The following is a 26259-nucleotide window of genomic DNA, read 5'->3' as shown; positions in this document are numbered from 1 at the left end:
ACTCGCCCTGATGATCGAAGACCATCCGAACCGCACGCTGGCGAACTTCCGGGGAATAACGTTTGCTTGCTTTCATGGCTCCAGTCTCTCAAGAGTTGGAGCCTCCGACGAACCCGGGGCGATTCAGACACCCGGGCGCAGCGCCGGCTGCGCCGGTTCACTCCGACACGAAGCGACGACGGGATGCGGCAAAAACTCGCATCGCTTTGGCGACGCTCAAACAGCTGGCCGCACCGGCGCATGCGCCGGACACCCGTCGCCACTCCGTGTCTCCGTCGCCGTGCAACGGGCCCGAATACAAACGCCGGACCCACAGCGAGAGTCACCTAACCCGACTGGCCGCCATTTAGCTTGCGACCTCGTTCTTGTCGAATTAGGCGAACGCCTGATTCGACATAAAGAAGCGCGACCTTGAGCGAGCGACAGCGAGCTTGCCTGTATTGGGTCCCCTTGGGCGCAGCGCCGAGCAGTGGAGGCCGCAAGCGGATAAGACAGCCGGATGTCTGAGCGCAGCGAGTTTCCGGCTGGCCCGCTTGCGGCCGGAGCCGCGCAGGGCACCGATGCGTAGCATCGGCGCAAGACAGGGTTTCTTTTGTTTTGGTGACTTTTATTTGGACAAGCAAATAAAAGACACTCGCACAACAGTGCGAAACCCCAAGTCGAATCTTCTTAAATCGCTCGTTCAACGCGCAGTCACTTTGAATGAATGGCCCACCCCAGCGCTGATACCTGCCAGATAGCACCTCGGAACCGCGTTCGATCCGAAGCGCGGAGAACGTCTGCATCACGCACCATGCGATAGCTGATCCTATGTACAGTGGTTACCCGTTAAAGGTTTTTTGGTTGACTGCGCGAATGTTGGTGTTTGGTTGCAGGTAATTTAATAAAGTATGTGTATATTCTATAAAAAATGATAAAAGTTCTAAGAAAAGTATGTAATAAAATTTTATGCTTAATGTGATTTTAGATACGAGCGTATTTAGGCAAGACCCGAGCCGCAGAAAATATGCATTTAAAATACTTGAGCGGCTGCTTATTGGAGGTCACGCAGCCTTGCACGTTCCTCGTTATGTATACAGCGAGTATGTAACGTCGCACATCGACGAGTTTGAACAAGCCATAAACAAAGCGGACTCATCGTTAAAACAGTTTAAGAAGCGGGCTGTGCCGGCTGTAGTTCAAAAGCGGCTCGATGAAATTGATGCTCACATAACGGCGTTGAAAGGACTGGGCGGTAACGTTTTGGCAGAGCATTTTGATTTGTGGCTGGATATGGTGGGTGCTCAAGTGCATCAAGTTGAGGCGCATCATGCAATTCGGGTTACAAACGCTTACTTTGCAGGCGGTAAGCCATTTTCGCACGCTAAAAGTAGGAGCGATTTCCCTGACGCATTTATTTACGTGCAAATTGAAGACTTGGTGTCGGACGGTAAAGATTGGAGCGTAGTTACTGGAGACGCTACTCTAGGGCGGTCTTGTGCTGATCTGGATTCTTTGGATTTTTATGATTCGCTAGAGTCATTTGTCAAAAGCGGCAAAGTTCAGAGGCAGCTAACGAAAGATGACATTAGAGCCAAAGCAAAGCTAGCGGAAAATCTGCTAAGTCTTTACCAAGATCAGATAACACGTCGTTTGGCATCTGAGCTGGAAGAAGTATTACGTGGCGCTTTTTTTGAAGACGGATTTATCCCATCGGAAAGCCATATCGCGCACATAGAGCATCTATGGCCGGTTCACAACGCGGATATAGAATTATCACGAGCCACGCACCTCGCGTCGGCATCATTCTCGCTAGCTTTTAGAATTACTGTCGACGCAGAAATTCTTTTTAGTGTGGCGCCCGGGAAGTTGCGATTCGAAAATTTTTCTAACCTGTCGCCGCAAGATAACGAGAATCTGACTGACCGGGAAGTGCCTTCAGTGAATCGAGTGAGCCTTCTAGTTAAGGGCGATTGCTCTGTTTCCCTCGATCTCGAGGCGTTTTTAGAGGTCAACAAATCGGCGCTCCCGCGCCTTTTTGAGAAGATGCTTGCCGAATCCGACATTGAGATAGAAGGTCTCGCATCCGTAAGAGTCGCTTAGGCAGGGTTTAATGCGGTTGGACGTCTTGGCTAGCTATAACGGTAGTTCGCCGGCGAGTTGCTGGCGAAAGGTAGCGGTCGTTCGGCAAGTTGCAGGGCAGTTGTTCTAAGCGCGAATAGAATTTCATGACTATCCAGAACCGACGCGATCTAGATGGCATCCTCGCCGCCGGCCGCATCGTCGCCGAAATCCGCGACGCCATGCTGGCCGCGATCGAGCCAGGAATGACAACCGCCCAGCTCGATGCAATCGGCGGCCAGATGCTGTCGCGCCTCGGTGCAACATCGGCGCCGATGTCCTGCTACGACTTTCCGGGTTTTACCTGCATCAGCGTGAACGAAGAGGCCGCCCACGGCGTGCCGAGTACGCGGGTGATCGGCGAGGGCGATATCGTGAACGTCGATGTGTCCGCCGAGCGCGACGGTTACTTCGCGGATACGGGCGGAACGACCGTGGTTGCGCCGGTGGCAGAGGCGAAAGCGTCGTTATGTGCGGCTACGCAGTTGGCGCTCGACCACGCACTGGCCGAGGTACGGACGGGCGCGCGCATCAACAGGATCGGCAAGGCCATCGAGCGCGTGGCGAAATCGCACGGGCTCAAGGTGATCGAGAACCTTGCCGGGCATGGCCTCGGCCGCTCGCTGCACGAAGAACCTGAGGCTATTGTCGGTTTCTATGATCGCAGGGATCGTCGTCGGCTTGAGTACGGGCAGGTGATCGCCGTCGAGCCGTTCCTGTCGACCCGAAGCACGTTCGTGTCGGAAACGGCGGACGGCTGGACGCTGGTGGGCGATCCGGCCAGCCGGTCGGCGCAGTTCGAGCACACGGTGATCGTGACCGATGGCGCGCCGATCGTGGCCACCCGTTCCCAGGCGGCCGCCACGGCATAATTGGCGCGGCCGCGGTCTCGAGCCGTGCCAGCCGGCGACTGTTTCTACCGCAACAGCGAATGCGTTAGCGATTGTCGGCTGCTTCCGCGTTTCGAAGCACGCGCCGACTGGTTCGGGCGACGGTCCAGCCGATGAGTACGACGACAACAATCGTCGCCACCAGCCCGCCGCCGTAGAGCAGCCATTCATTGGCGCTCCATGCGGAGGGTTTGGTTGCGCCCAGCAGGTGCTGACCGCTGGCGCCGAGCCAGATCAGAAACAGCTTGATCGGCAACATGCCGAGCACGGAAGCGGCGATGAACGTGGTCCAGCGGATCGTGCTCGCGCCCAACACATAACTGGTGAGGTTGAAGGGCACGGCGGGCGACAGGCGAATCAACACTGTGATCCAGAAGCCACGCTGTTCCACGGCGGCTTCGATCTGCCCGGCGAGGCGTTTGCCGTCCAGCTTCTTCGCTACCCAATCGCGCGCCAGCCAGCGCCCGCAAACGAAGCCGATATTGGCCGCCAGCAGGGCGCCCGCGAGAACCGCGGCACTGCCCGTCCAGAAGCCGAAGATCGCCCCCGCGATCAGTTCGACCAGACCGGTCGGCGCGGCGAGCGCGCCCAGCGCGCCGTAGATCAGGGCGAACAGTACCGGGCCGCCCCAGCCCAGAGACTCGAATTGGCTGCGCGTGTCCTTGAACAACTGGCCGATGTCGAAAACGGTCGAGCCGAGCACGAAGATGAGCAGGGCAACGCCAAGCAGGGCCAACCGGAGCAGGGTCTTGTTCGACAAACGGTGTTCCTCGCAGCGGGGCGCGTAGCGCTCGCATATCGAAACGCAGGCGGGTGGGTATAGGCGTCACGTGCAGTACGCGGCCGAGCGAGAGTATGCCGTTGTCGCGCTTGTGGGTCAGCAGGCGCCGGCCGCGGATCGCTATATCGACGCGCCCAGAATCACCAGCAGCGTTAGACTGAACGGAATCAGCACGGCGACGACGAAAATGTCCGCGTAGCTCTGGCGATGGGTCAGCCCCGTGATGGCCAGCAGGGTGATTACCGCGCCGTTGTGCGGCAGGGCGTCGAAGCCGCCGGAGGACAGGGCGACCACGCGGTGCATGATTTCGGGGTCGATGCCGGCGGCTTGGGCGCGGCTCATGAACTCGCTGCCGAGTGTCTCCAGCGCGATCGACATGCCGCCGGAGGCGGAGCCGGTAATGCCGGCCAGGACGTTGGTCGCCACCGCCGACGACAGCAGCGGGTTGCTGGAGATGCCCAGCACCGCATCGCGTACCACCATGAAAGCCGGCAGCGAGGCGATCACCGCGCCGTAGCCGACTTCGGATGCGGTATTGAATACCGGCAGCAGCGAACCGAGCGTGCCGCGGTTGAAGCTCTGCTTGAGGTCGTCGAAGCGTGGCCAGTTCAGCGCGGTGACCAGCGCGATCGCGATCACCAGCGAGGCGATGATCGCCCAGATGCCGCGCACGTCGCCGATGTCGGCGCCGCCGTAATCCTCCTGGCTGAGATAGCTCGTATCCATCGAGGGAATCACGAGATAGGTGAACAGCGCGTTTAGGGCGATCACCGCCACGACCGGCAATAATGCGCGCCAGATAGGCGGCAGCGTGGCGGGCCGGGTCTGGGCGTCGGAATCGGTGGGTTCGTGCTCGCCGTAGCCCTCGCCGTTGGCCGCGGCACGCGCACGGCGGCGATTCAGCCAGAGCGTGCCGAAGATCAGCATGCCGAGGCCGGCCAGCGTGCCGAAGATCGGCGCGGCGAACGGCGTGGTGTTGAAATAGGGCATGGGGATCGCGTTCTGGATGGCGGGCGTGCCGGGGAACGCGGTCATCGTGAAAGTGAAGGAGCCGAGCGCGAGCGCGGCCGGCAGCAGGCGCTTGGGCGTTTCGGCACGCCGGAACAGTTCGTTGCCGATCGGGTACACGGCGAAGGCCACCACGAACAGCGACACGCCGCCGTAGGTGAGCACGCCACAGGCGAAGACCACGGCCGCGATAGCGTGCTTGGCGCCCATCTTCTCGGTGAACCATTCGGCGATGGTGCGCGCGGACCCCGAGTCCGCCATGAGCTTGCCGAAGATCGCGCCGAGCAGGAACAGCGGGAAGAATTTCACCAGATAATCGCCCAGCGCCGGCATGAAGACCTGGGTGTAGGTCGCCAGTACCGGCAGCCCGCCGGCGAACAGCGTCGCCAGCAGGGCGAGCAGCGGCGCGAGAATCAGTACGCTGATCCCGCGGTAGGCGAGAAACATCAGCAGCGCGAGAGAGAGAGAGAAAGATGCCGATCAGGCCCATGGTGTATTTTCCTGTGTCCGGTGCGGCCGGCGTTTGAGGTTGTGATTAGCGAGTACGGCGCCGAGGGCGGCGCCTCGTTCGCGATCGCATTCGAGTACCGGGGCTTGCTGCCCGGATACGATCCGGGCGCAAGAGCCTGCAAGAATCGGTGGCGTCGTGTCTTGCGTTTGCGACTAGAGTCGGAGTCGCCAATCGGCAACAGCGGCCACGCCGCGCCCGGCAAAAACCCGACCCGATGCACAAGGAGAAGCAGTCCGCTGCCATGAGCAATCTTTCCAAACTTGCTGCCGTTGCCGGCGGCCTCGTGCTGTTGATCGCGCTCGGCGTGATCGGCTATGTCGTCGCGCCGTACTTCGTCGGCGAGTCGGCCGCGAGCCGTACCGAGTTTCTCGATAAGGTTTCGGCGCAGATCAACACCGATCTGCCCACGAAAGTCGACGACAGCACGCGCCTGGACAACACCACGGTCGACGGCGAAACGCTGGCGTTCAACTACACGCTATTGCCGCCGCTCGCCGATACCCTCGATGCCGACACGTTCATGTCGCGCTACGAAGACGGCATCCAGGAAACCATCTGCGCGCGAGGGCGGCTGCGGCGCATGTTGCAAAAGGAATTTCAGATCGCCTATCGCTACAAACGCGACGACGGCACGGCGCTGGGCGATATCGAGGTCACGCGTGCGGACTGCGGTATCTGAGACGAGCGCAGGACAAGAGGGCGACTACTGATGGCCATACACAATCCGCCGCATCCGGGTGAGTTCATTCGGACGGTCTATATGGAGCCGTTCGGGATTACAGGGCGCATGCTGTCCGGAAAGCTCGGCGTATCGCCTTCAACCCTGAACCGGGTCCTCAAGGGCGCGAGCGGCTTGAGTTCGGAAATGGCGCTGCGTCTTTCCAAGACGCTCGGGCGATCGCCGGAAAGCTGGCTCGCGATGCAGGACAACTACGAGCTCTGGCAGGCGCGGCAGACGGTGAATCTCGACGGGGTCGAGAAAATCGAATTCGACGCGGCGTAAGACCAGCGACCGCTCGAGTGGCGCTGGAACCCCGGTTGCTGGAACAAAAAAGGCGGGACCGACTGGCCCCGCCTTTTTCGTATCTGGCGCTATCCGAACGATGCGCTAGAACATCTCCGACGCGCCGATCTCGCGCTCGCCGCCGGAGGGGTCGTAGCGGTTGTTGATGTGGTCGCCGGTGATCATTTCCTTGTAGCTCTTGCCGGGCCCGACCATCGGGTACACGCCGGCGTCCGGGTCGACCATGACTTCCAGGAACGCCGGGCCGCGGAACTCGAGGAATTCCTTGACCACGCGTTCCATGTCGGCCGGGTCGCGCAGACGCTCGGCGTATTCGAAGCCGTCGGCCTCGGCGGCCTTGATGAAGTCCTTCTTGTGCAGCGACTTGTCGGAAGCCGACAGCCGGCCCTTGAAGAACAGCTTCTGCCACTGCTTCACCATGCCGTCGCCGTTGTTGTTGAGCACGACGACCTTCACCGGCAGGTTGTAGGTGGTCACGGTTTCCAGCTCGCCGATGTTCATGCGAATCGACGCGTCGCCGTCGATATCGATGACCAGCTTGTCGCGCCGCGCGAAGGCGGCACCGATGGCCGCGGGCAGGCCGAAGCCCATGGTGCCCATCGAGCCGGAGGTCAGCCACAGACGCGGCTCGCAGAAGTCGAAGTACTGGGCGGCCCACATCTGGTGCTGGCCCACGCCAGTCGCGATCACGGCCTTGCCGCCGGTATGGCGGTTGATCTCCTCGATCACCGCATAGGGCTGGATCATTGCCGTATCGCGCGCATAGTTCATCGCGTAGTCGCGCTTGAGCGTTTTTACATGCTCGTGCCAGGCCGAGTAGTCGGCAGAAAAGCCCTGTTCACGGCCATAGGCGAGCACGCGCGACAGACTCGGCGAGAACAGCCCGACGTGGTGCCAGTCCACCGCCTTGACCTTGTTGATCTCGGAGGCGTCGGCATCGAAATGCACCAGCGATTTCGCATTGGGCGCGAACTTGTCGGGCACGCCGGCCACGCGATCGTCGAAGCGCGCGCCGACCGCGATCAGCATGTCGCAGTCCTCGACCGCGTAGTTGGCGAATGCCGTGCCGTGCATGCCGAGCATGTGCAGCGACAGGGCGTCGGTGGTATCGAACGCGCCGATACCCATCAAAGTGGTCACCACCGGAATGCCGAACGCCTGGGCGAAGGCCGCCAGTTCACGCGCGGCGTCGGCGTTGATTACACCGCCGCCGGCATAGATGAGCGGGCGTTCGCTGTTGGCAAGCAGCTCGAACAGCAGCGCGCACTTGTCGTCGGTGAGCTCGTTCTCGCGCAGGCTGCGCATGCGCTGGCGATAGCCGGGTACGGGCAGCAGGCCGGAGCCCTGGAAACGGCCTTCCCAGTTCTGCACGTCCTTGGGCACGTCGATCACGACCGGGCCGGGGCGCCCGGAACGCGCGATCTCGAACGCGGTGCGCACGGTGGCCTCCAGCTTGTCCGGATCGGTGACCATAAACACGTGCTTGGCCGCACTGCTCATGATGTTGGAGACCGGCGCCTCCTGGAACGCGTCGGTGCCGACCGCGGCACGCGCGACCTGGCCGCAGATGAGCACGATCGGCACGGAATCGGCCATGCAGTCGCGCACCGGCGTGACACAGTTGGTCGCGCCCGGTCCGGACGTCACCATGGCCACGCCGACCTTGCCCGAGGCGCGCGCATAACCCGCGGCCATGAAGCCCGCACCCTGCTCGTTGGCGGGCACGATCAGCGGCATGCGGTCGTGGTTGTCCTCGTTGTAGCGGAAGATCGCGTCGTAGGTCGGCAGGATGGCGCCGCCGGAATAGCCGAAGATAGTGTCGACGCCTTCATCGGCCAGTACCTGTACGATCGTGTCCGCGCCCGAAAGCACGGTTCCGCTAAGCGGATGGGGATCGGTCGAGGCGGCGGACTGGGCGTTGCGCATGATTGCACCGGAGTTTACGGCGTGGAAAACGGCGAATTATAGCGCACAAGAATCGCGCACCGGGGCGCTTGTCGGACATTCGGTCGCGAGTCGGTTGCTTCGCCCGTGCATTGGGCGTATTTTGCGCGGTTTGCACGCGCCGGCAGGCAGTTTTCAAGGCTCTTTCAAGGCATGCGACACGTCATATCCGTTCTGATGGCCAATGAGGCGGGCGCGCTCGTTCGCGTGGCCGGCATGTTCTCGCAGCGCGGCTTCAATATCGAAAGCCTCAACGTGGCGCCGACCGAGGACAGCGCGGTATCGCGCCTGACGCTGGCCACCAGCGGCACCGAAGACGTGGTCGAGCAGATCAACCGCCAGCTGCTCAAGCTGGTCGACGTGATCGATGTCATCGACATGACCGGCGATGAACACCTCGAACTCGAACTCGCCCTGATCAAGGTCCGCATCGAAGAGGGCGGCACGTCCATCGACGCGCTGGCCGACCCTTACGACGTGGCCGAAATCAGCCGCCACGGCGATCTCGCCACGCTGCGCTATCTGGGCGAGGGCGACGATCTCAACACCTTCATCGCCACGCTCGAGCAGGCCGGTGTACTGGTCGAGCTCGCACGCAGCGGCGCGGTGACGATGACGCCGGGCGCCGCAGGCCTGCACTATCACGATCCCAACGGCGAAGCCCTGGCTCGCTTCTAACTTCCAGTCAAGACGTCGCGGCACGCACGGGGCGTGTCCTTACCTATAAAGCAGGAGAAAGACCTTGAGCATGAACGTGTACTACGACAAGGACGGCGATCTGTCCCTGATCCAGAGCAAGAAAGTGGCCGTGATCGGCTACGGCTCGCAGGGCCACGCCCATGCCAACAACCTCAAGGACTCCGGCGTCGATGTGGTTGTCGGCCTGCGTGAAGGCTCCTCCTCGGCCAAGAAGGCCGAAGCCGCGGGCCTGAAGGTCGCCAGCATCGAAGACGCGACGGCCAGCGCCGACGTGGTGATGATCCTGACTCCGGACGAGCACCAGGTCGCGCTCTACAACGAGCAGATCGAGCCGAACATCAAGCAGGGCGCGGCACTCGGCTTCGCCCACGGCTTCAACGTGCATTTCGAACTCATCGAGCCGCGTGCCGATCTCGACGTGATCATGATCGCGCCCAAGGGCCCGGGCCATCTCGTGCGTACCACCTACGAAAAGGGCGGCGGCGTGCCGAGCCTGATCGCGGTCCAGCAGGATGCCTCCGGCCAGGCCAAGGACGTGGCACTGGCCTATGCCGTGGCCAACGGCGGCGGCCGCGCCGGCGTGATCGAAACCACCTTCCGCGCCGAGACCGAAACCGATCTGTTCGGCGAGCAGGCCGTGCTCTGCGGCGGCACCATTTCGCTGATCCAGGCCGGTTTCGAGACGCTGGTGGAAGCGGGCTACGAGCCGGAAATGGCGTATTTCGAGTGCCTGCACGAGGTCAAGCTCATCGTCGACCTGATCTACGAGGGCGGCATCGCCAACATGCGCTACTCGATCTCGAACACGGCCGAATACGGCGACATCACCCGCGGTCCGCGCCTGATCACGGACGAGACCAAGGCCGAGATGCGCAAGATCCTGTCGGAGATCCAGACCGGCAAGTTCGCGCGTGAGTTCATCGGCGAGCACCAGGCCGGCAACCCGACGCTCAAGGCGAGCCGTCGTCTGGCCGCCGAGCACGAGATCGAACAGGTGGGCGACAAGCTGCGCGGCATGATGCCGTGGATCGCCAAGGACAAGATCGTCGACAAGTCGCGCAACTAGTCGACGCCCCGGTCTGACAGAACGGATTCCGCCGCATGCGGCGCAAGACGCTCTTCCATCTCGTACCCGAAGGCTGGGTCGTGCTCATCGGGCTGACCGTGGCGTTCTTCATCGTGAACGCCGCGGTCAGTTTCTGGGCCGCCAGCCCGTTGCTGGTGCTGGTCGTCGCCGGCGGCCTGTATTTTCGGGACGCGCCGCGCAACGTCCCGGCCGAGCCGCTGGCGATCATTGCGCCGGTGGACGGCCGGGTGGTGCATCGGCGTGAATGCTACGACCCGTTTCTCGACCGCGAGGCGATCAAGCTGTCGCTGCAGGTCGACGTGTTCGGCAATTACCTGATCCGTTCGCCGGTCGAGGGTACGGTGCTCGAGCTCACCGGGGAGGCCATCGAACAACTCGATGGCTGCGCCTCACGCATCAAGACCGACGAAGGCGACGACCTCGTCATCGTCATCCGCGAAGGCAGCCTGTTCGGGCTGCGCCCCTGTCGCAGCAACTACGGCGAGCGCGTCGGCCAGGGCCGCTGCTGCGGCATGCGACGGCTCGCACGCCGAGTGGAGCTGTACCTGCCCGTCAATTCGCGGGTGGAAGTCGAACTCGGCGACCGCGTGCGTGGCGGCGCCTGCGTACTCGCCAAGCTCGTGCACAAGAGCGAAAACGGTCGCGGCGACAATCCCGAGGCGGCATAAAGCCCCGCGGCCTGCCTCCGCCGCGCGAACTGCGATAGGTCTCGCGGCCACTCTGCTTTAGACTCTGGGCCATGAACGATACCGAGACCGTGCGGGAAAGCCGCCGCAAGCGTGGCATCTACCTGCTGCCCAACCTGTTTACGACCGGCACGCTGTTTGCCGGTTTCTATTCCATCATCGCGGCGACCCAGGGGCGATTCGTGGTGGCGGCCGTGGCCATCTTCGTGGCCATGCTCACCGACATGCTCGATGGGCGCGTCGCCCGGCTGACGCATACCGAAAGCGATTTCGGCATCCAGTACGACAGCCTCGCGGACCTGGTCTCTTTCGGGCTGGCCTCCGGGCTGCTGGCCTATCTCTACAGCCTGGAAAGCCTGGCGTACTACAGCGATGTGGCGGGCAAGCTGGGCTGGCTGGCCGCGTTCTTCTATGCCGCCTCCGCGGCCCTGCGCCTGGCGCGGTTCAACATCACCCGGGGTGGTGCCACCGAGAAGAAGATTTTTCTCGGTCTGCCGAGCCCGGCAGCCGCCGGCCTGCTGGTCGGCTTTGTCTGGGTAGGCGCCGACTTCGGCATTCAGGGCAGCAACCTCGTGGTGTTCGTGTTCGCGCTCACCGTGATTGCCGGCGTGCTCATGGTCTCGAACGTGCGCTACGACAGCTTCAAGGATCTCAACTTCGGCGAGCGGGTGCCGTTTCGCTACATCCTGTTCATGCTGATCGTGTTCGTGGCGATCGTCATCGACCCGCCGCGCGTGCTGTTCCTCGGGTTTCTCGTCTACGCGCTCTCGGGCCCGGTACAGGCACTGCGCCGTCGGCGGCGTCGCCAGCCCCGGGCCTGACACGTTCGAGGCGTCGTCATGGCTGGCAAACGCACGGCGAGCGGGTAGTCTGTCGGCATGGCGCTCGACGAACGCAAGCGAATGCTCTCGGCGCTCGGCCTCGTGGACTGGCAACCGCGTGTCGACGGCGCCCTCGCGCAAACCGCGTCGCGCGTGCCGACGCCGGTCGCCGCAGTCGAAGCACAAACGACAGCGGCGCCGACAGACGTCGAGACGAGCGCCGACACGCGCCCGGCCGCCGCGGCTTCGCATTCGGTAGCGGAGGAGTCGGCGCCGGTGCCCGCGCCCGCGGCCGCGCCGGAACCGGACGAGACTTCGCGGCCCGCGCCCACCAGCGCGCCCGGCGATGAATTCGGCCCCGTTTCGTCGATGGACTGGCAGGCGCTGGAAGCGTGGCTTGCCACGCGCGACCATCGCGGCGCCTCGCGGCCGGTGTTCGGCATCGGCGCGCGTGATGCGGATGTGCTCATCGTCGGCGAAGCGCCCGGTGCCAACGAGGACGCCCACGGCGTGCCGTTTGTCGGCCGTGCCGGCAAGCTGCTCGACCGCATGCTCTTCGCCATTGGCTGCTCGCGTGAAACCAACGTCTACATCACCAACATCTGCAAGTTTCGCCCGCCCAACAATCGGGATCCGAACCCGGACGAGGTGGCCGCGGACTGGCCGGTTCTGGAGCGCCAGATCGAGCTGATGGATCCCAAACTGGTGGTCGCGGTCGGGCGCGTCGCCGCCCAGACGCTGCTCGACAGCAAGGCCAGTCTGGGCAAGCTGCGGGGCAGCCTGCATCGATACCCGCGTCGCGAGCTCGACGTGCTGGTGACCTACCACCCGGCGTTCTTGTTGCGCAGCCCCGGCCAGAAGGCCAAGGCCTGGGACGATCTCAAGCAGATCGCGCGGCGGATCGCGGCCGCATGAGCGTCGAACCACGCCAGCTCATCGGGGTGCGCGGCATGCGCTCGCGCGATGTGCCGGCGGTGCTCGAGATCGAGCAGGTGTCCTACGGTTATCCCTGGAGCGAGCGCATCTTCCGCGACTGTCTGCGCGTTGGCTATCACGCCTGGGTGGCGACCGATCTCGACGAACAGGTGATCGGCTATGCACTGCTGTCGGTGGCGGTCGGCGAGGCGCACGTGCTCAATCTGTGCGTGGCCCCCGACGCGCGCGGCCACGGCGTGGCGGATCGGCTGCTCGAGGCGTTGATCGGCCAGGCAGAGGCCGAGCGCGCCGAGCGTGTGCTGCTGGAGGTGCGCCCGTCGAACAAGTCGGCCCGGCGATTGTACAAGCGTTGCGGCTTCGAGCGTATTGCCACGCGGCCGGGCTACTATCCGGCGCCGGACGGGCGCGAGGACGCACTGCTGCTCGCGCTGGATCTGATTTAAGGGCGGTCAACACGAATGTGGAATCGCCGTGTTGCCGCCCGAAATCGTGCCGGACAAGCCACGCAGCGCCGTATGGCGCTGCTGATTATTCACGTGGGCGCGCAACGGTTCGGGAAGCGGGCCGCCCGAACCGTATTCGAGCTTGCGCGATTTCGCGTCGCAGTACGCCCATACAACCCAGCGACACGGCGCCCGGTCTCGTACGAAAACGGCCCGCTACGCCGCGATTTCATGAGCGTTAACAGGCCCTAGGACATCTCCATGAGCGACTCCCGCAACCGCCGGGCCCAGTTCGGCTGGGCTTTTTACGACTGGGCCAACTCGGCGTTCTCGACCACGGTGGTGGCGGGTTTCTTCCCGATCTTCTTCAAGACCTACTGGAGTTCGGGGCATCCGGCCGAGACCAGCACGCTGCAGCTCGGGGTCGGCAGCGCGCTGGCGAGCCTGATCGTGCTGTTTCTTGCGCCGCTGCTGGGTGCGATCGCCGATCGCAGCCGGCGCAAGAAGCCCTGGCTGGCGGCAGCGACAGGTGTTGCCGTTGTCGCTACGGCCGGCTTGTTCTTCGTCGGCGAAGGCCAGTGGCTGTCGGCCTTGTCGCTGTTCGTGGTGGCCTCCACGGCGTTTTTTCTCGCCATGGTGTTCTACGACAGCCTGATCGTGGATGTCTGCACGCCGGCCGACTACGATCGCGTCTCCGCGCTCGGTTACGGTCTGGGCTATCTCGGCGGCGGCCTGCTGCTGGCGGTCAACGTCGCGATGACGCTGTGGCCGGAGCTGTTCGCTCTGGCGGATCGCGCCGCCGCCGTGCGTTGGTCGTTTCTGAGTGTCGCGGTCTGGTGGGGGCTGTTCTCGCTGCCCGTATTCCTGTGGGTGGACGAGGGCCGCCCGGCCGATGCACCCGGCGCGGGCCAGGCCATGCGCGAAGGCCTCGCGGAGCTGCGGCGTACCGCGCGGCGCATCTTCAGCGAAAAGCCGGTACTCGTGTTTCTGATCGCCTACTGGCTGTATATCGACGGCGTGCACACCATCATCCGCATGGCCGTGGATTTCGGCCTCAATCTCGGCTTCGGCGAGACGAGTCTGATCACCGCGCTCCTGCTCGTGCAGTTCATCGGTTTCCCGGCAGCGGTCGCCTTCGGCTGGCTCGCCTCGAAATGGGAGACCAAGAAGGCGATCTATGTCGGTCTTGCTGTCTACGCGGGCGTGACGGCCTGGGGCTATTTCCTCGCCTACGAGTGGCAGTTCTATGTGATGGCGGCGGTGATCGGTCTGGTGCAGGGCGGCGTGCAGTCGCTGTCGCGCTCCTATTTCGCGCGGCTTATCCCGGACGGGCGCGCCGGCGAGTATTTCGGCATCTACAACATGATGGGCAAGTTCGCGGCCGTGATCGGCCCGCTGCTGGTCGGCGTCACCGCCGCCATGACCGGCAGCGCCCGCCTGTCGATCCTGTCCGTGCTGGTGCTGTTCGTGGCCGGTGGCTGGCTGCTCACGCGGGTCGACGCGCGCGAGGCGCCCGGCAAAGGCTAGCCGCTGATCCGGCTGTCGTCCTTTGGCGGCGCTTTCATCCACTGCTGCACGGCTTCGGGCAGTTCGCGGGGTTGCGGATCAAACCCCTGGGTACGCAGCCAGTCGCGTACCGCAAGACCCGTGCCGCCGGGCCAGTATTCGGCTTTGGATTTCTCGACATGGAAATAGTCGACCAGCTCCGGGTCGAGGGTGATCTCGCCTTCGCCAACCAGATGATAGGCGAGCAGCAGCTGGTTCTTGCGGGCAAAGCCGTAGGCGCCGACGAAGGTGGTGATACGGGTTTCGATGCCCAGTTCCTCGGCGACTTCTCGCACGATGCCGTCCTCTGGGGTTTCCCGCGGCTCCAGAAAGCCGGTGACCAGGCCGTACATGCCTTCGGGCCAGAGAGCGTTGCGGGCGAACACGAGCTTGCCTTCGTGCTCGACTATGCCTGCGACCACTGGGATCGGGTTGTCCCAGAACACGAAGCCGCAATCCGACGCGGAGCAGGCGGGGCGTTCGAAGCCGTTGATCTCGCGCTGTTCGAGCGCGCTGGCGCAGAGAGGGCAGAAACGGCGGGGGTCGTCGGTCATGGTCTACTCCGGGGCGTGCCTGGCCCGTGTTCGGCGCGTGCGCGTCGGCGCGCACGAAAGGCCCGGGCGCGGGCGATGAATGCCTGGCGCCGGTCGCGCGCATCGTCGGTGTCGTGCCCATAGCGTAACCGCACATAGCGACGGGCCAGGTCGTCGATCGAATCCGCGAGGTCGGGGCGTAGTGCGGCGATGCGTTCGGCGTAGGCGCGCGGGCCTTCGCTGGCGGCGCGTGGATAGCCGATGGCGCCCAGGCGCGCGCAGATCTGGCGCCAGGCGCGCACGACCGGGTCGGCATCCGCGATCTGGCGCAGACGCCAGGCGATGCCGACCGAAACCAGCGCCAGCAACGCAACCACGCCCGCGGTCAGGGCCAGCAACGCCTTGCCCCAGCCGCCCCCCAGGCCGAGCATGTCGAGCACGCGTTGTTGCAGTCCGGGGCCGTAGGCGAGAAACCAGCGATTCCAGCCGGCGTTGATGCCGTCCCAGAGCATCTGGATGCGATACCAGGCATCGCCGCCGCCGCGCGCCATATAGGGCAGGGCATTACGATCGGCGATCGATGCCGCCACGCCGGATTCGATCCGCCCCGGCGCGACCGCGGCGGTCGGATCGACTCGTACCCAGCCTCGACCTTCGAGCCAGACCTCGGCCCAGGCGTGGGCGTCGGAATTGCGCACCACCCAGTAGTCGCCCACCGTGGCCTGTTCAGCGCCCTGATAGCCGGTCACCACCCGTGCCGGCACGCCGGCGGCGCGCATGAGGAACGTGAACGCGCCCGCGTAGTGTTCGCAAAAACCCGCCAGCGACTCGAACAGGAAGTCGTCCACACTGTTGTCGCGGCTCGTTGCCGGTGGCGTAAGCGTGTAGCTGTACGGCTGGCGGCGAAAACGCAGCAGCGCGGCATCAACGATCTCGGCGGGCGCCAGGCCCTGGGCGCGCCAGCGGCGTGCCAGCGCCCGCGCCCGGTCGTTGCCCTCGACCGGCAGCAGCAGGGCGCGACGACGCGTGGTGGCCGCGAGGTCGCCGTCGAGCACGCCGCCGCTGATCGATGTGGCGAGGTAGCGGATGCGCTGATCGATGTCGTCGTCGGCGGTGAGAGTCGCGCCCGCGCTGCGCGTGGTCGGGCGGTCGGCAGCGACCGGCACATCGAGCGCGATCAACCAGTCGTGTCGGGTCGGCTCGAGGGTGATATCCACCTGCCAGCGCTGCCCGTCGGCGATCGCGAGATCGGCCGCCGGCAGGCGCTCGTTGGCCTGATTGCGCGACCAGGTACGGCCGTCGAAATCCCAGAGCACTGGGCCGCGCCAGTAGCGCGCGGCGGGCGGCGGCACATCGGCGTCGAAGCGCGCACGCAGCGCCACACCGCCCGACAGCGCGAGATCGGTGATGCTGCCCGGGGACATGCTTTCGGACAGCCCGCTCGTAGCCTGTGCACCGGCGTCCGAGGGCAGCCCCCATAGCGGGCCCGGAATACGCGGAAACAGCACGAAGAGCAGGGCCGCGATCGGCAGCGCCTGGGCGAGCAGGCGCGCGCTTTCGGCGAGCGTGGCCCGCGGCGGGCCGCCGCTGCCGATATCCACGAAGGCGGCCATGATCACCCAGGTGCCCACGACCAGATAGACCGCCATCGCGAGGCTTTGCGAAAACAGGAACTGGGTGACGAGCAGAAAACAGGTCAGCGACAGGAAGACCATCGCATCGCGATGGCTGCGGATCTCGCAGAGCTTGAGCGCGAGCATGAGCACGAGCAGCGACACGCCGGCCTCCTGGCCGTTGACGCGCCCGAAGCCGACGAAGACGGCGCCGAAGGCCGCGGCCGCGAGCGCGAATCGCACCAGCCGGCCGGGCAGGGGCCAACCGCGCGAGGCGGCAATGAATTGCCAGATGATGATTGGCACCGCGAGGCCGAGCACCCACAGCGGCAGGTGCAGGGCATGCGGGATCGCGATCAGGCTCAGGCAGACGACGAGACGCAGGCGCTGGGCCGCGTCCGGCGCTTCCAGCCTACCCCTGCGTGCCACGGTGCTCATGCCAGCGCTCATGCCAGCGCCAAAGCCCGCAGGCAGGCCTGCCGGTGCGCGGGGCCCGCGTCGGGGCCAATGCGCTCGTTGTTCACCTGCAGCCCGTAGGCCAGGCCCGCGCGATCGGCGAGCAGCACCCAGCGGGCGAGCTGCGACAGCCGCGCCTCGCGATCGCCCGCCCCGGCAAGCGCTTCGTCCAGCCAGAGGGTTTCGCTGCGGCGCTCGGCGTACTCGCGCACGAGCAGATCGTCGCTGCGCGCGCTGGCCTTCCAGTCGATACGGCGCGTCGAGTCACCGGCCACATAGGGGCGATGGCCAAGGAAATCGTCGTGGCCGCGAGCGGTGAGCTGCTGTGCCGGCTGTTCGCCGCTAGCGCGGGCGGGCAGGCGATCGCGTCCGGCGTTACGTGGATAGACCAACACGCGGGCATCCGGCTGCAGCCATGTCCAGGCGCGAAACAGGCCGATGGGGTAGACGCTTTCGATCCGCAACCGCGGACAGCGCAGCCGGCCGCGGTGCGTGGCTGGCACGGCAATGGTGACGGTCCGGGTATCGCCGGGTTCGATATCGACCCGGGTGCTCGCCTCGGCGTCGTCGGCGCTGATCCGCAATGCCCGGCGCGCTCGTCCGGTGTCGTGATTGAGGCTGATCTCGAATCGCGCCGCATTGCCCGCAAATACCGGTGCGGCGCTCACGGTGATGATCTGCACGCCGAGCAGATTGCCGTGGGCATGGTGCATGGAGACGAGCGTAATCGCGCCGAGCCAGAACGTGAGCGCGAAGGCCAGGCTGTTCTCGTAATTGGTCGCACCCAGCAGCATGACCGTGAGCAAAACGGCAAACAGGGCACCGCTGCGTGTGGGCAGGATATACAGCCGGCGCCGCGACACCGCGAGCGGCAGCGCGCGAACCGGCGTGCGTCGATCGATGAAGCGCGCACGGGCATCGCGGGCGCGCCCGCGCAGGCTCATGAACGGCACGGCGCGGCGCGCGGGGTGTGTTTTTCGCGGATGTGGTGTTGCGAGTTGCGCAAGACATTCCCTCGATCGCGCATTCGCGCGGTCATTGCGGCCGAGTCGCCGATGCCGGAACGATACCGGGTGCCGGCAAGCGTCTAGATCACGCCGACCTGTTCACGAAGCAGCGCCGAGGCGCGGCTGTCGCCGGCATCGCGCCGTGTCAGGCGATGATCGACCACAGCCGGCAGTACGGCCTGCACATCTTCGGGCATGACGAAATCGCGCGCGTCGATCAATGCCCAGGCCTGGGCCGCCCGACGCAGGGCCAGGCCCGCACGTGGCGACAGCCCCTGTTCGAACACGCCGCTACGACGCGTGAACCCGACAAGCTGCAGCAGGTAGTCGATCACGGCGTCGCGTGTATGCACGGCCGCAGCGGCCTGCTGCCAACGCAGCAGCGCCGCTGTATCGGCGACCGGCGCGAGTGGCGGTGGGCGACGGCTGCCCTCGGCCAACAGCCGGCGTTCCGCGCTATCCGGCGGGTAGCCGAGATCGATACGCATGAGAAAACGATCCAGCTGGCTGTCGGGCAGCGCGAACGTGCCGCTGTGATCGACCGGATTCTGGGTCGCGATCACCGCGAACGGCGTGCCGAGCGCGCGGGTGCGCCCTTCGATGGTGACCTGGCGCTCGGCCATCGCCTCGAGCAGCGCGCTCTGGGTGCGCGGGCTGGCGCGATTGACCTCGTCGGCGAGCACCAGCTGGGCAAAGATCGGCCCGGCGTTGAAATGAAACGCTGCCGCGTTGCGGTCATAGACCGACACCCCGAGGATGTCGCTGGGCATCAGGTCGCTGGTGAACTGGATACGCGAAAAAGTCAGCCCCAGAGCCTGCGCCAAGCTGTGCGCGAGCGTGGTCTTGCCCACGCCGGGCACATCCTCGATCAGCAGGTGGCCATCGGCCAGCAGGCAGGCGAGTGCGAGGCGGATGCGTTCGGGCTTGCCGAACACGCGGCTCGCCACGGCACGCTGGACATCGGCGAGTTCCGCGCCGATCGCGGTGTCGGCAGCGCGCGCAGCGGGGCTGCCGGCAGAAGCACTGGGCGTCATGGGCGGGTATCACGGGTCGGGCGAGTCATGCTGTCTGCCAGATTACCGAATGCGGGCCCGCGTTGACATGCCGGGGGTCACCGCTAGTATGAAAATCGAGATTTCCTAAAAAGAAATGTGGATCGGGCGCGGTTCGCGGGGAGCGGGATGATGGCGGTGATGCGCGTTGTGTGGCGGCTGACGGCTGCGATCGTTTTATGCGCCACGGGTGCGGGCGTGGCCGCGGCGGCCAATACGCCGCGTACGACGATGGCGGCCATTCTGGATGGGGTAACCGAAGCGCCGGGCCCGGCACTCGGCGTAAACCACGAGCTGCTTGCCGAAGCGCTTGTGTGCGGCGACGCCGGCAGCCGCGATGGCGCAGTGCTGCTCGTGCACGGCACCGGCCTGACCGCCAGCGAAAGCTGGGACCGAACCTATGTGCCGGTGCTCACCGCGGATGGCTACAGCGTGTGCACCGTGCGCCTGCCCATGCGCGCGCTGGCCGATGCCCAGGTGTCGAGCGAATATGTCGTATACGCGGTGCGCACGCTCTATGAACGTTTCGGGGGCGCGGTGGACGTGATCACGCACAGCCAGGGCGCGCTGGAAGCACGCTGGGCGATCCGTTTCTGGCCCGACATCGGCGACAAGCTGGACGATCTGATCATGCTGTCCGGCTCCAGCCACGGCACGATCGCCGCCGATGCGGTCTGTCTGCAGCAGCTCAAGGGCTCTACCGAGTCGGTCGCGCAGCAGCGCCCCGACTCGCTGTTTCTGAGCGCGTTGAACAACGGCGACGAGACACCGGCCGGGCCGGATTACACCAGCATCTACAGTTTCACCGACGAGATCGTGGTCACCAGTGCGCTCAACCCGTCGCCCGCGATTGCCGGCGCGACCAACGTGGCGGTGCAGCAGGTCTGCCCGTTCCGCCCCGTCATGCATATTCCGATGATCACCGATGCGGTAGCCTATGCGCTGGCGCGAGATGCCCTGGACAACGACGGCGCAGCGGACGTCGACCGTATCGATCGCGGGGCGGCCTGCGCGCGACTGGTTGCAGCGGGCATGACCCCGGTCGACGCGCTGATCAATGCCGCGACCTATCTGCCCGCCGCCGCGTCCATCTTTCTTACCCGCGCCATGGACGAGCCGGCGCTGATGCCCTATGCGCGCTCGGCGTTGCCGGGCGACGTTCAGACGCCGTCGTCGCGGCCGCTGCGTTCGCTTGTGTCGTCGGCTTTCGGGCTCGCCGGGCCGCGCTTGTCGGTGCCTTGATCGCGGCGTTCGTAATCGCCTTCGATCACGGCGTTCGGGTCCGGTCGCGAATGCTGGCCCCGGCCGGCATAGCGCTCGTTCACGCCGCCGGCCGGCTGCATGATCACCACCCGCGACAACAGTCGACGGGCGATCTTCTGACGCAGGCCGGGCACCAGCAACACGAAGCCCAGCGCATCGGAAAGAAAGCCCGGGGTAAGCAGCATGAAACCGGCCAGCAGCAGGGCGGCGCCGTCGAGCATCGGCAGCGCCGGCATTTCGCCGCGGGCCTGCGATTCGCGAATGCGTGAGAGCACCGTCAACCCCTGACGGCGCACCAGCTGGCTGCCGATCACCGCGGTGAGAATCACCAGCGCGATGGTCGGCAAAAAGCCGATCACACCGCCGATCTTGATGAGCAGAAACAGCTCGATGATCGGCAGGGCGATGAACAGGATCAGCAGTCGTAGGGCCATGGTGTTCTACCTTCGATCGTCTCGATTAGGTCTTTTGCTCAGTACATGCCGGAGTTGGCAGATACCGAGAGCGGTATGAAGCAGGCCTCACGCCAGGGTGCGCAGGCGCTAAGCCAGGTCAAGTTTGCGCATCGCTGGTCGGCATTCATTCGTCGCGTCATTGTGCCTTCACGTGAAACTTTTTCGCGCCGGCGCCGGATTAACAAAGGAGTTCACCGTGCAGCCTGAACTCGGTACATGTTCAGGTCGCCCGTCATTCATAAGGCCGCGATCCGCTGGCGTTGTTCCGCGAGTTCCGCGGCTTCGCGTTCGACGCTGGCCTGCTGTTCGCGGGCCTTGTCGACCACATCCGCCGGCGCCTTGGCCACGAACGATTCGTTGGAAAGCCGCCCGCGAATGCCGGCCAGATCCTTTTCTAGCTTGGCCAGGCGCTTGTCCAGGCGCGCCAGTTCGGCTTCCTGGTCGATGAGCCCGGCCAGCGGCACGCGCAGTTGCATGTCGCCCACCAGTGCGGTGGCGGCCTCGGGCGCGTCGTCGGCCGCGATCTCGTCGACGGATTCGACACGGGCGAGAAAATCGATCGCCGCGCGGTGGGTGGCGAGCCGTTCGCGATCGCTGGCGCTGGCATTGGCGACCATGACCGGAATGGTCTGGCTCGGGGCGATATCCATCTCGCCGCGGATCGTGCGCAGGCCGGCGATCACGTCGCGCAGCCAGTCGATTTCGGCCTCGGCCGCCTCGTCGATACGCGATTCATCGGGGCGCGGGAACGCCTGAGTGGAGATGCTTTCGCCGCCTTCGGCCAGGGCTTCGCCGCGCGCGAGCGGCGCGACGCGCTGCCAGATTTCCTCGGTGATGAAGGGCATGAGCGGATGCGCGATGCGCAGCGTGGTTTCCAGCACGCGCAGCAGGGTGCGCCGGGTGCCGGCCTTCTGCGCGTCGCTGGACGTGCCGGAGAGCACCGGCTTGATGAGCTCCAGATACCAGTCGCAGAAGTAGTGCCAGATGAAGTCGTGGATCGCCTTCGAGGCAAGATCGAAGCGATAGCTGTCGAACTGCTTCGTGACTTCTGCCTCGAGACGCTGCAGGCGCGACACGATCCAGCGATCCGCCTGCGACAGTTCGACCGCGTCGTCGGCCGCCGGCACGTAGTCGTCGCCGATCTGCATGAGCGTGAACCGCGCGGCGTTCCAGAGCTTGTTGCAGAAGTTGCGATAGCCCTCCACGCGGCCCAGGTCGAAACGGATATCGCGCCCGGGCGAGGCAAGTGCGGCGAAGGTGAAGCGCAGTGCGTCGGTGCCGTGGGCGGCGATACCGTCGGGGAAGGCCTTGCGCGTGGTCTTTTCGATCGCCTTCGCCTTTTGCGGCTGCATCATGTTGGCGGTGCGCTTGGCGACCAGCGATTCCAGGTCGATGCCGTCGATCAGGTCGATCGGGTCCAGCACATTGCCCTTGGACTTGGACATCTTGGCGCCGTCCGAGTCGCGCACGAGGCCATGGACATAGACCTCGCGAAACGGCACGTCGTCCATGAATTCAACGCCCATCATGATCATCCGGGCGACCCAGAAGAAGATGATGTCGAAGCCGGTGACCAGCACCGACGTCGGGTAGAAGGTCTTGAGCGCGCGCGTATTCTCGGGCCAGCCGAGCGTGGAGAAGGCCCACAGGCCCGACGAGTACCAGGTGTCGAGTACGTCCTCGTCCTGCGTCAGCGTGACGTCGTCGGCGAGGTCGTTGCGCGCCCGGGCGTCGGCCTCGTTCTTGCCGACGTAGATGTTGCCGGCGTCGTCGTACCAGGCCGGAATCCGGTGGCCCCACCAGAGCTGGCGCGAGATGCACCAGTCCTGGATGTTGCGCATCCATTCGAAATAGGTCTTGTCCCAGTTGCCGGGCACGAACTTGATACGCCCGTCCTCGACCGCCTCGATCGCCGGTTTGGCAAGCGTCTTGGCGTCCACGAACCACTGGTTGGTGAGCATCGGCTCGATCACGTCGCCCGAGCGGTCGCCGTAGGGCTGCATGATCGCCTTGTCTTCGACGGTGATCATCAGGCCGTCGGCGTCGATGGCCGCGACGATCTGTCGGCGGGCCTCGAATCGCTCCAGACCGCGGTACGCGTCCGGCACCAGGTTGATCGCGTCCACGTCGGCCGCGCTCGGCGTGGTGCCGGAGGCCACGATCTCGGCCGCGCGCACGGCGGCGCGCTCGTAGGGTTCGCCGTCATCGCGCAGGTGCGCGGTGCTGTCCATGAGGCGATACATGGGGATGTCGTTGCGCCGGGCGACTTCATAGTCGTTGAAGTCGTGCGCGCCGGTGATCTTCACCGCGCCCGAGCCGAATTCCGGGTCCGGGTATTCGTCGGTGATGATCGGGATCAGCCGGCGTTGTGCCTTGGGGCCGACCGGAATCTCGCAGCGCTTGCCGACGATCAGCGCATAGCGCGCGTCGTCCGGATGCACCGCGATCGCGCCGTCGCCGAGCATTGTTTCCGGACGCGTGGTGGCGATCGAGATGTAATCGCGGGTTTCGCGAAAGGTCTCGTTGCCGTCCTCGTCGGTCTCGATGTATTCGTAGGTCTCGTCGTCTTCCAGCGGATACTTAAAGTGCCACATGTGGCCGGCGACTTCGGCGTTTTCGACCTCGAGATCGGAGACCGCCGTGTTGAGTACCGGATCCCAGTTGACCAGCCGCTGGCCACGATAGATCAGGCCCTTGTCGTAGAGGGCCACGAAGGTATCGCGCACGGCTTCCGACAGGCCGTCGTCCATGGTGAAACGCTCGCGCGACCAGTCCACCGAGGTGCCCATGCGTCGCATCTGGCGCGTGATGTGCCCACCGGATTCGGCCTTCCAGTCCCAGATGCGATCGGTGAAGGCATCACGGCCGAGTGAGTGACGCGACTGGCCTTCGGCTTCGACCTTGCGCTCGACCAGCATCTGGGTCGCGATGCCCGCGTGGTCGGTGCCGGGCTGCCAGAGCGTGGGCTGGCCGAGCATCCGGTGGTAGCGCGTGAGCGCGTCCATCAGCGTGTGCTGAAAGGCGTGGCCCATATGCAGGCTGCCAGTGACGTTCGGCGGCGGCAGCATGATGCAGTAGGGGTCGCCCGGGGCATCGTAATCGGGCGCGAAATAGCCGCGCTCCTCCCATACGGGATACCAGCGGGCCTCGATGGTATGGGGGTCGAAGGTCTTGTCCATGTCGGCCATCAAGCGTTGCCTTTCGGCCCGACACTGCGGGCCTGCCTGTCGTTTTGAAAGAGGAGGCCGGCTGAAAACCGCCGTGTTCAGCCGGCCGGGATCTTGTGGGTGGTCAGCGCGTAGCCGCGATCCTTGTAGAAACGATACCGCGAACGGGCGGTATCCACATCGGCCGGCGGCACGACTTCATTGTGGCGCGCGAAACGGGAGAAAAAACCGCCCACATCGCCACCGACGTTGATCAGTACGTCGTCGAAGCCGGCCGGCGGCTCACCCGTGCCGATCACGACCGGGGTGAGGTCGTCGTCCGCAGCCAGGCCGGCCGCGGTGACATGCGGCACGAAACTGCCCTGGCGGAACTGCCAGAGCAGGTTGTCGAGCGCTTCGGCCTGGTGCGCGTCGGCCGCATGCAGATAGACGCGGTGCCCGCCGTCGTGCGCCTTCTCGGTCAGGCGGCAGGCAAAGCGCATGTTCGCATCGGCGGCCGTGTCTTCCAGGATGTAGAAGAAGACTTCGGTCATCGCGACGGAACGGCGCTTCAGTCCTGCTGTGCGCGATCGATCAGATACTGCACCAGCAGCCCGACCGGACGCCCGGTCGCGCCTTTCTCGGCGCCGGACTTCCAGGCCACGCCGGCGATGTCCAGATGCGCCCAGCGCAGCTTGCGTGCGAAGCGGTGCAGAAAGCTCGCCGCGGTGACCGCGCCGGCCTGCTTGCCGCCAACGTTCGCCATGTCGGCGAAGTTGGAATCCAGCTGGGACTGGTATTCCTCCCACAGCGGCATGGGCCAGGCGCGATCGCCCACGTTCTCGCCGGCATCGCGCAGGCCGCGGCGCAACGGGCTGTTGTTGGAGAACAGACCGGCGGCATGCGCGCCGAGTGCGACCACACAGGCGCCGGTGAGGGTGGCCATGTCGACCACGGCATCCGGCTGGTAGTTGCGCTCGACGTAGGTCAGCGCATCGGCCAGGGCCAGACGGCCCTCGGCGTCGGTGTTCAGGATCTCGATGGTCTGGCCGGACATGCTGGTAAGGATGTCGCCCGGCTTGTAGGCGTTGCCGTCCGGCAGATTCTCGGTGGCCGCGACTACGCCCACGACATTGATCGGCAGGCCCAGTTCGGCCGCGGCCTGGACCGCGCCGAACACGCTGGCGGCACCGCCCATGTCGTACTTCATCTCGTCCATGGCCGCACCCGGCTTGAGGCTGATGCCGCCGGCATCAAACGTCACGCCCTTGCCGACGAGCACGACCGGCTTGGCGTTCTTCGGGCCGTTCATGTACTCCATGGTGATGAGCTTGGCCGGCTGGCTGGAGCCGCGGGATACGCCCAGCAGCGCGCCCATGCCCAGCGCTTCCATGTCGGCTTCCTCGAGCACGCTGGTCTTGACGGTGTTCTGGCGCTCGGACAGCGACTGCGCCTGCTCGGCGAGGTAGGTGGGCGTGCAGATGTTGCCCGGCATGTTGCCGAGGTCCTTGGCGAACTTCACGCCGTTGGCGGTGGCGACGCCTTCGTCGACACCGCGCTCGGCGGCCGGCAGGTCGGAGCGCCGCGGTACCTGGAAGACAATGCGCGAGAGCTTGCGGCTATGCTTCTCGTAGGCCGGCCCGCGGCAGGCTTCGAAGCGATAGAAGGTGTCCTCGATGGTCAGCAGCGCCTGCTTGACCTGCCAGCCGAAATCGTCGCGGCCCTTGACGTTGAGCTCGGTGAGGTAGATTGCGGCATCGACGCCGCCCATGCCGTCCAGTTGCTTGGCGGCGGCCTGGCAGGCGCGGCGATAGGCGCGGGGGTTGAAATCCCGTTCCTTGCCGCAGCCGACCAGCAGGATACGATCGCAGAACAGATCATCCAGGCCGTGCAGCACGGTCGTCTGACCGAGTTTGCCGTCCATGTCGCCGCGGCGCATGACCGAAGCGATTAGCCCGCCGCTGACGCTGTCCAAGGCTTCAGCTTGCGTTGATGGCTTGCGGCGATCGAAGATACCCACGACCACGCAGCCCACCCGCTGCTTTTCCGGACTGCCACTTTTGACGAGATATTCCATGGAGTGCTCCTGCAAGACTGAATATTTCAGACCGCGTAAAGCGTCGGCAGTTTCAGCCCTTGAAAGGGTTGCGCGCCGTACGTGCCTCTACGCTGTATCGACCGAAGGCCGCGCAGTTTACAGAAAAGCGCGAAAAAATCATCCCCGCCGCAGCGACAACCGCCAATAATGAAGTATTCCAT

General features: G+C 64.9%; 23 protein-coding genes. 12 read left to right on the top strand and 11 right to left on the bottom strand.

From position 1 onward, the window contains the following. The first annotated feature begins 948 nt into the window (after positions 1 to 948). Both J7355_RS09650 and map read left to right on the top strand, forming a co-directional pair. Positions 949 to 2082 carry a PIN domain-containing protein gene (locus J7355_RS09650; protein WP_209062062.1) on the top strand — a complete coding sequence of 378 codons (1134 nt, stop codon included), beginning with the start codon at positions 949 to 951 and terminating at the stop codon, positions 2080 to 2082. Positions 2083 to 2207: 125 nt separating this feature from the next. Next, positions 2208 to 2972: a type I methionyl aminopeptidase gene (gene map / locus J7355_RS09645; RefSeq protein WP_209062060.1), complete on the top strand. Its 765-nt coding sequence runs from the start codon at positions 2208 to 2210 to the stop codon at positions 2970 to 2972. Between the two features lie 64 nt (positions 2973 to 3036). On the opposite strand, the gene J7355_RS09640 is transcribed toward map, so the two are convergent. Beyond that, entirely contained in the window at positions 3037 to 3750 is a 714-nt protein-coding gene (locus J7355_RS09640; protein WP_209062058.1) for a VTT domain-containing protein, read from the bottom strand. A gap of 141 nt (positions 3751 to 3891) precedes the next feature. Further along, positions 3892 to 5226: a GntP family permease gene (locus J7355_RS09635; protein ID WP_209062056.1), complete on the bottom strand. Its 1335-nt coding sequence runs from the start codon at positions 5224 to 5226 to the stop codon at positions 3892 to 3894. Between the two features lie 305 nt (positions 5227 to 5531). Between J7355_RS09635 and J7355_RS09630 the strand changes: the two genes are divergently transcribed. Both J7355_RS09630 and J7355_RS09625 read left to right on the top strand, forming a co-directional pair. Further along, entirely contained in the window at positions 5532 to 5969 is a 438-nt protein-coding gene (locus J7355_RS09630; RefSeq protein WP_209062054.1) for a hypothetical protein, read from the top strand. Positions 5970 to 5999: 30 nt separating this feature from the next. Then, the gene (locus tag J7355_RS09625) at positions 6000 to 6293 is read left to right on the top strand and encodes a HigA family addiction module antitoxin (RefSeq protein WP_209062052.1); all 294 of its coding nucleotides are present in this window, start codon (positions 6000 to 6002) and stop codon (positions 6291 to 6293) included. A 105-nt stretch (positions 6294 to 6398) separates the two neighbouring features. On the opposite strand, the gene ilvB is transcribed toward J7355_RS09625, so the two are convergent. After that, a complete protein-coding gene (ilvB, locus tag J7355_RS09620) occupies positions 6399 to 8240 on the bottom strand; it encodes a biosynthetic-type acetolactate synthase large subunit (protein ID WP_209062051.1) in 1842 nt (613 codons plus the stop codon). Positions 8241 to 8411: 171 nt separating this feature from the next. Between ilvB and ilvN the strand changes: the two genes are divergently transcribed. From ilvN to J7355_RS09585, 7 genes are all read left to right on the top strand, one after another. Next, complete coding sequence (gene ilvN, locus J7355_RS09615; RefSeq protein WP_209062049.1) at positions 8412 to 8936, top strand: acetolactate synthase small subunit; 525 nt, start codon at positions 8412 to 8414, stop codon at positions 8934 to 8936. Positions 8937 to 9006: 70 nt separating this feature from the next. Then, positions 9007 to 10023, top strand: coding sequence for a ketol-acid reductoisomerase (ilvC, locus tag J7355_RS09610; RefSeq protein ID WP_209062086.1), 1017 nt, complete (start codon positions 9007 to 9009; stop codon positions 10021 to 10023). A gap of 35 nt (positions 10024 to 10058) precedes the next feature. Next, complete coding sequence (locus tag J7355_RS09605; protein ID WP_209062047.1) at positions 10059 to 10712, top strand: hypothetical protein; 654 nt, start codon at positions 10059 to 10061, stop codon at positions 10710 to 10712. A gap of 71 nt (positions 10713 to 10783) precedes the next feature. Next, positions 10784 to 11551, top strand: coding sequence for a CDP-diacylglycerol--serine O-phosphatidyltransferase (gene pssA / locus J7355_RS09600; protein WP_209062045.1), 768 nt, complete (start codon positions 10784 to 10786; stop codon positions 11549 to 11551). A 57-nt stretch (positions 11552 to 11608) separates the two neighbouring features. Beyond that, positions 11609 to 12466, top strand: coding sequence for a uracil-DNA glycosylase (locus tag J7355_RS09595; protein ID WP_209062043.1), 858 nt, complete (start codon positions 11609 to 11611; stop codon positions 12464 to 12466). Then, positions 12463 to 12930 carry a ribosomal protein S18-alanine N-acetyltransferase gene (rimI, locus tag J7355_RS09590; RefSeq protein WP_209062041.1) on the top strand — a complete coding sequence of 156 codons (468 nt, stop codon included), beginning with the start codon at positions 12463 to 12465 and terminating at the stop codon, positions 12928 to 12930. The genes J7355_RS09595 and rimI overlap by 4 nt, the downstream gene beginning before the upstream one ends. Positions 12931 to 13191: 261 nt before the next feature. Continuing rightward, complete coding sequence (locus J7355_RS09585; protein ID WP_209062040.1) at positions 13192 to 14457, top strand: MFS transporter; 1266 nt, start codon at positions 13192 to 13194, stop codon at positions 14455 to 14457. Here the strand turns inward: J7355_RS09585 and J7355_RS09580 are convergent. From J7355_RS09580 to J7355_RS09565, 4 genes are all read right to left on the bottom strand, one after another. Next, a complete protein-coding gene (locus J7355_RS09580; RefSeq protein WP_209062038.1) occupies positions 14454 to 15029 on the bottom strand; it encodes an NUDIX domain-containing protein in 576 nt (191 codons plus the stop codon). The genes J7355_RS09585 and J7355_RS09580 overlap by 4 nt on opposite strands. Continuing rightward, positions 15026 to 17059, bottom strand: a complete 2034-nt coding sequence (locus J7355_RS09575) for a DUF3488 and transglutaminase-like domain-containing protein (RefSeq protein ID WP_209062036.1) — start codon at positions 17057 to 17059, stop codon at positions 15026 to 15028. The genes J7355_RS09580 and J7355_RS09575 overlap by 4 nt, the downstream gene beginning before the upstream one ends. 8 nt (positions 17060 to 17067) lie before the next feature. Continuing rightward, positions 17068 to 18021 carry a DUF58 domain-containing protein gene (locus tag J7355_RS09570; protein ID WP_209062034.1) on the bottom strand — a complete coding sequence of 318 codons (954 nt, stop codon included), beginning with the start codon at positions 18019 to 18021 and terminating at the stop codon, positions 17068 to 17070. Positions 18022 to 18164: 143 nt separating this feature from the next. Continuing rightward, positions 18165 to 19118: an AAA family ATPase gene (locus J7355_RS09565; RefSeq protein WP_209062032.1), complete on the bottom strand. Its 954-nt coding sequence runs from the start codon at positions 19116 to 19118 to the stop codon at positions 18165 to 18167. A 150-nt stretch (positions 19119 to 19268) separates the two neighbouring features. Here J7355_RS09565 and J7355_RS09560 point away from each other — a divergent pair, with 150 nt between their 5' ends. Further along, positions 19269 to 20378, top strand: coding sequence for a hypothetical protein (locus J7355_RS09560; RefSeq protein ID WP_209062030.1), 1110 nt, complete (start codon positions 19269 to 19271; stop codon positions 20376 to 20378). On the opposite strand, the gene J7355_RS09555 is transcribed toward J7355_RS09560, so the two are convergent. From J7355_RS09555 to J7355_RS09540, 4 genes are all read right to left on the bottom strand, one after another. Continuing rightward, entirely contained in the window at positions 20297 to 20833 is a 537-nt protein-coding gene (locus tag J7355_RS09555; RefSeq protein WP_209062028.1) for an FxsA family protein, read from the bottom strand. The two genes, J7355_RS09560 and J7355_RS09555, sit on opposite strands and share 82 nt — an antisense overlap. 257 nt (positions 20834 to 21090) lie before the next feature. Continuing rightward, positions 21091 to 24033 (bottom strand): valine--tRNA ligase, encoded by a 2943-nt coding sequence (locus J7355_RS09550; RefSeq protein WP_209062084.1) that lies wholly within the window; start codon positions 24031 to 24033, stop codon positions 21091 to 21093. Positions 24034 to 24119: 86 nt separating this feature from the next. Next, the gene (locus J7355_RS09545) at positions 24120 to 24554 is read right to left on the bottom strand and encodes a DNA polymerase III subunit chi (protein WP_209062026.1); all 435 of its coding nucleotides are present in this window, start codon (positions 24552 to 24554) and stop codon (positions 24120 to 24122) included. Between the two features lie 17 nt (positions 24555 to 24571). Continuing rightward, positions 24572 to 26077: a leucyl aminopeptidase gene (locus J7355_RS09540; RefSeq protein ID WP_209062024.1), complete on the bottom strand. Its 1506-nt coding sequence runs from the start codon at positions 26075 to 26077 to the stop codon at positions 24572 to 24574. Positions 26078 to 26259: the final 182 nt, after the last annotated feature.

Source organism: Endozoicomonas sp. G2_2 (assembly GCF_017744135.1).
In the GTDB taxonomy this organism is placed as follows: Bacteria; Pseudomonadota; Gammaproteobacteria; order Nevskiales; family Salinisphaeraceae; genus Salinisphaera.
The sequence above is the reverse complement of the archived record's forward strand: the minus strand, read 5'-3'. Positions and strand labels throughout refer to the sequence as shown.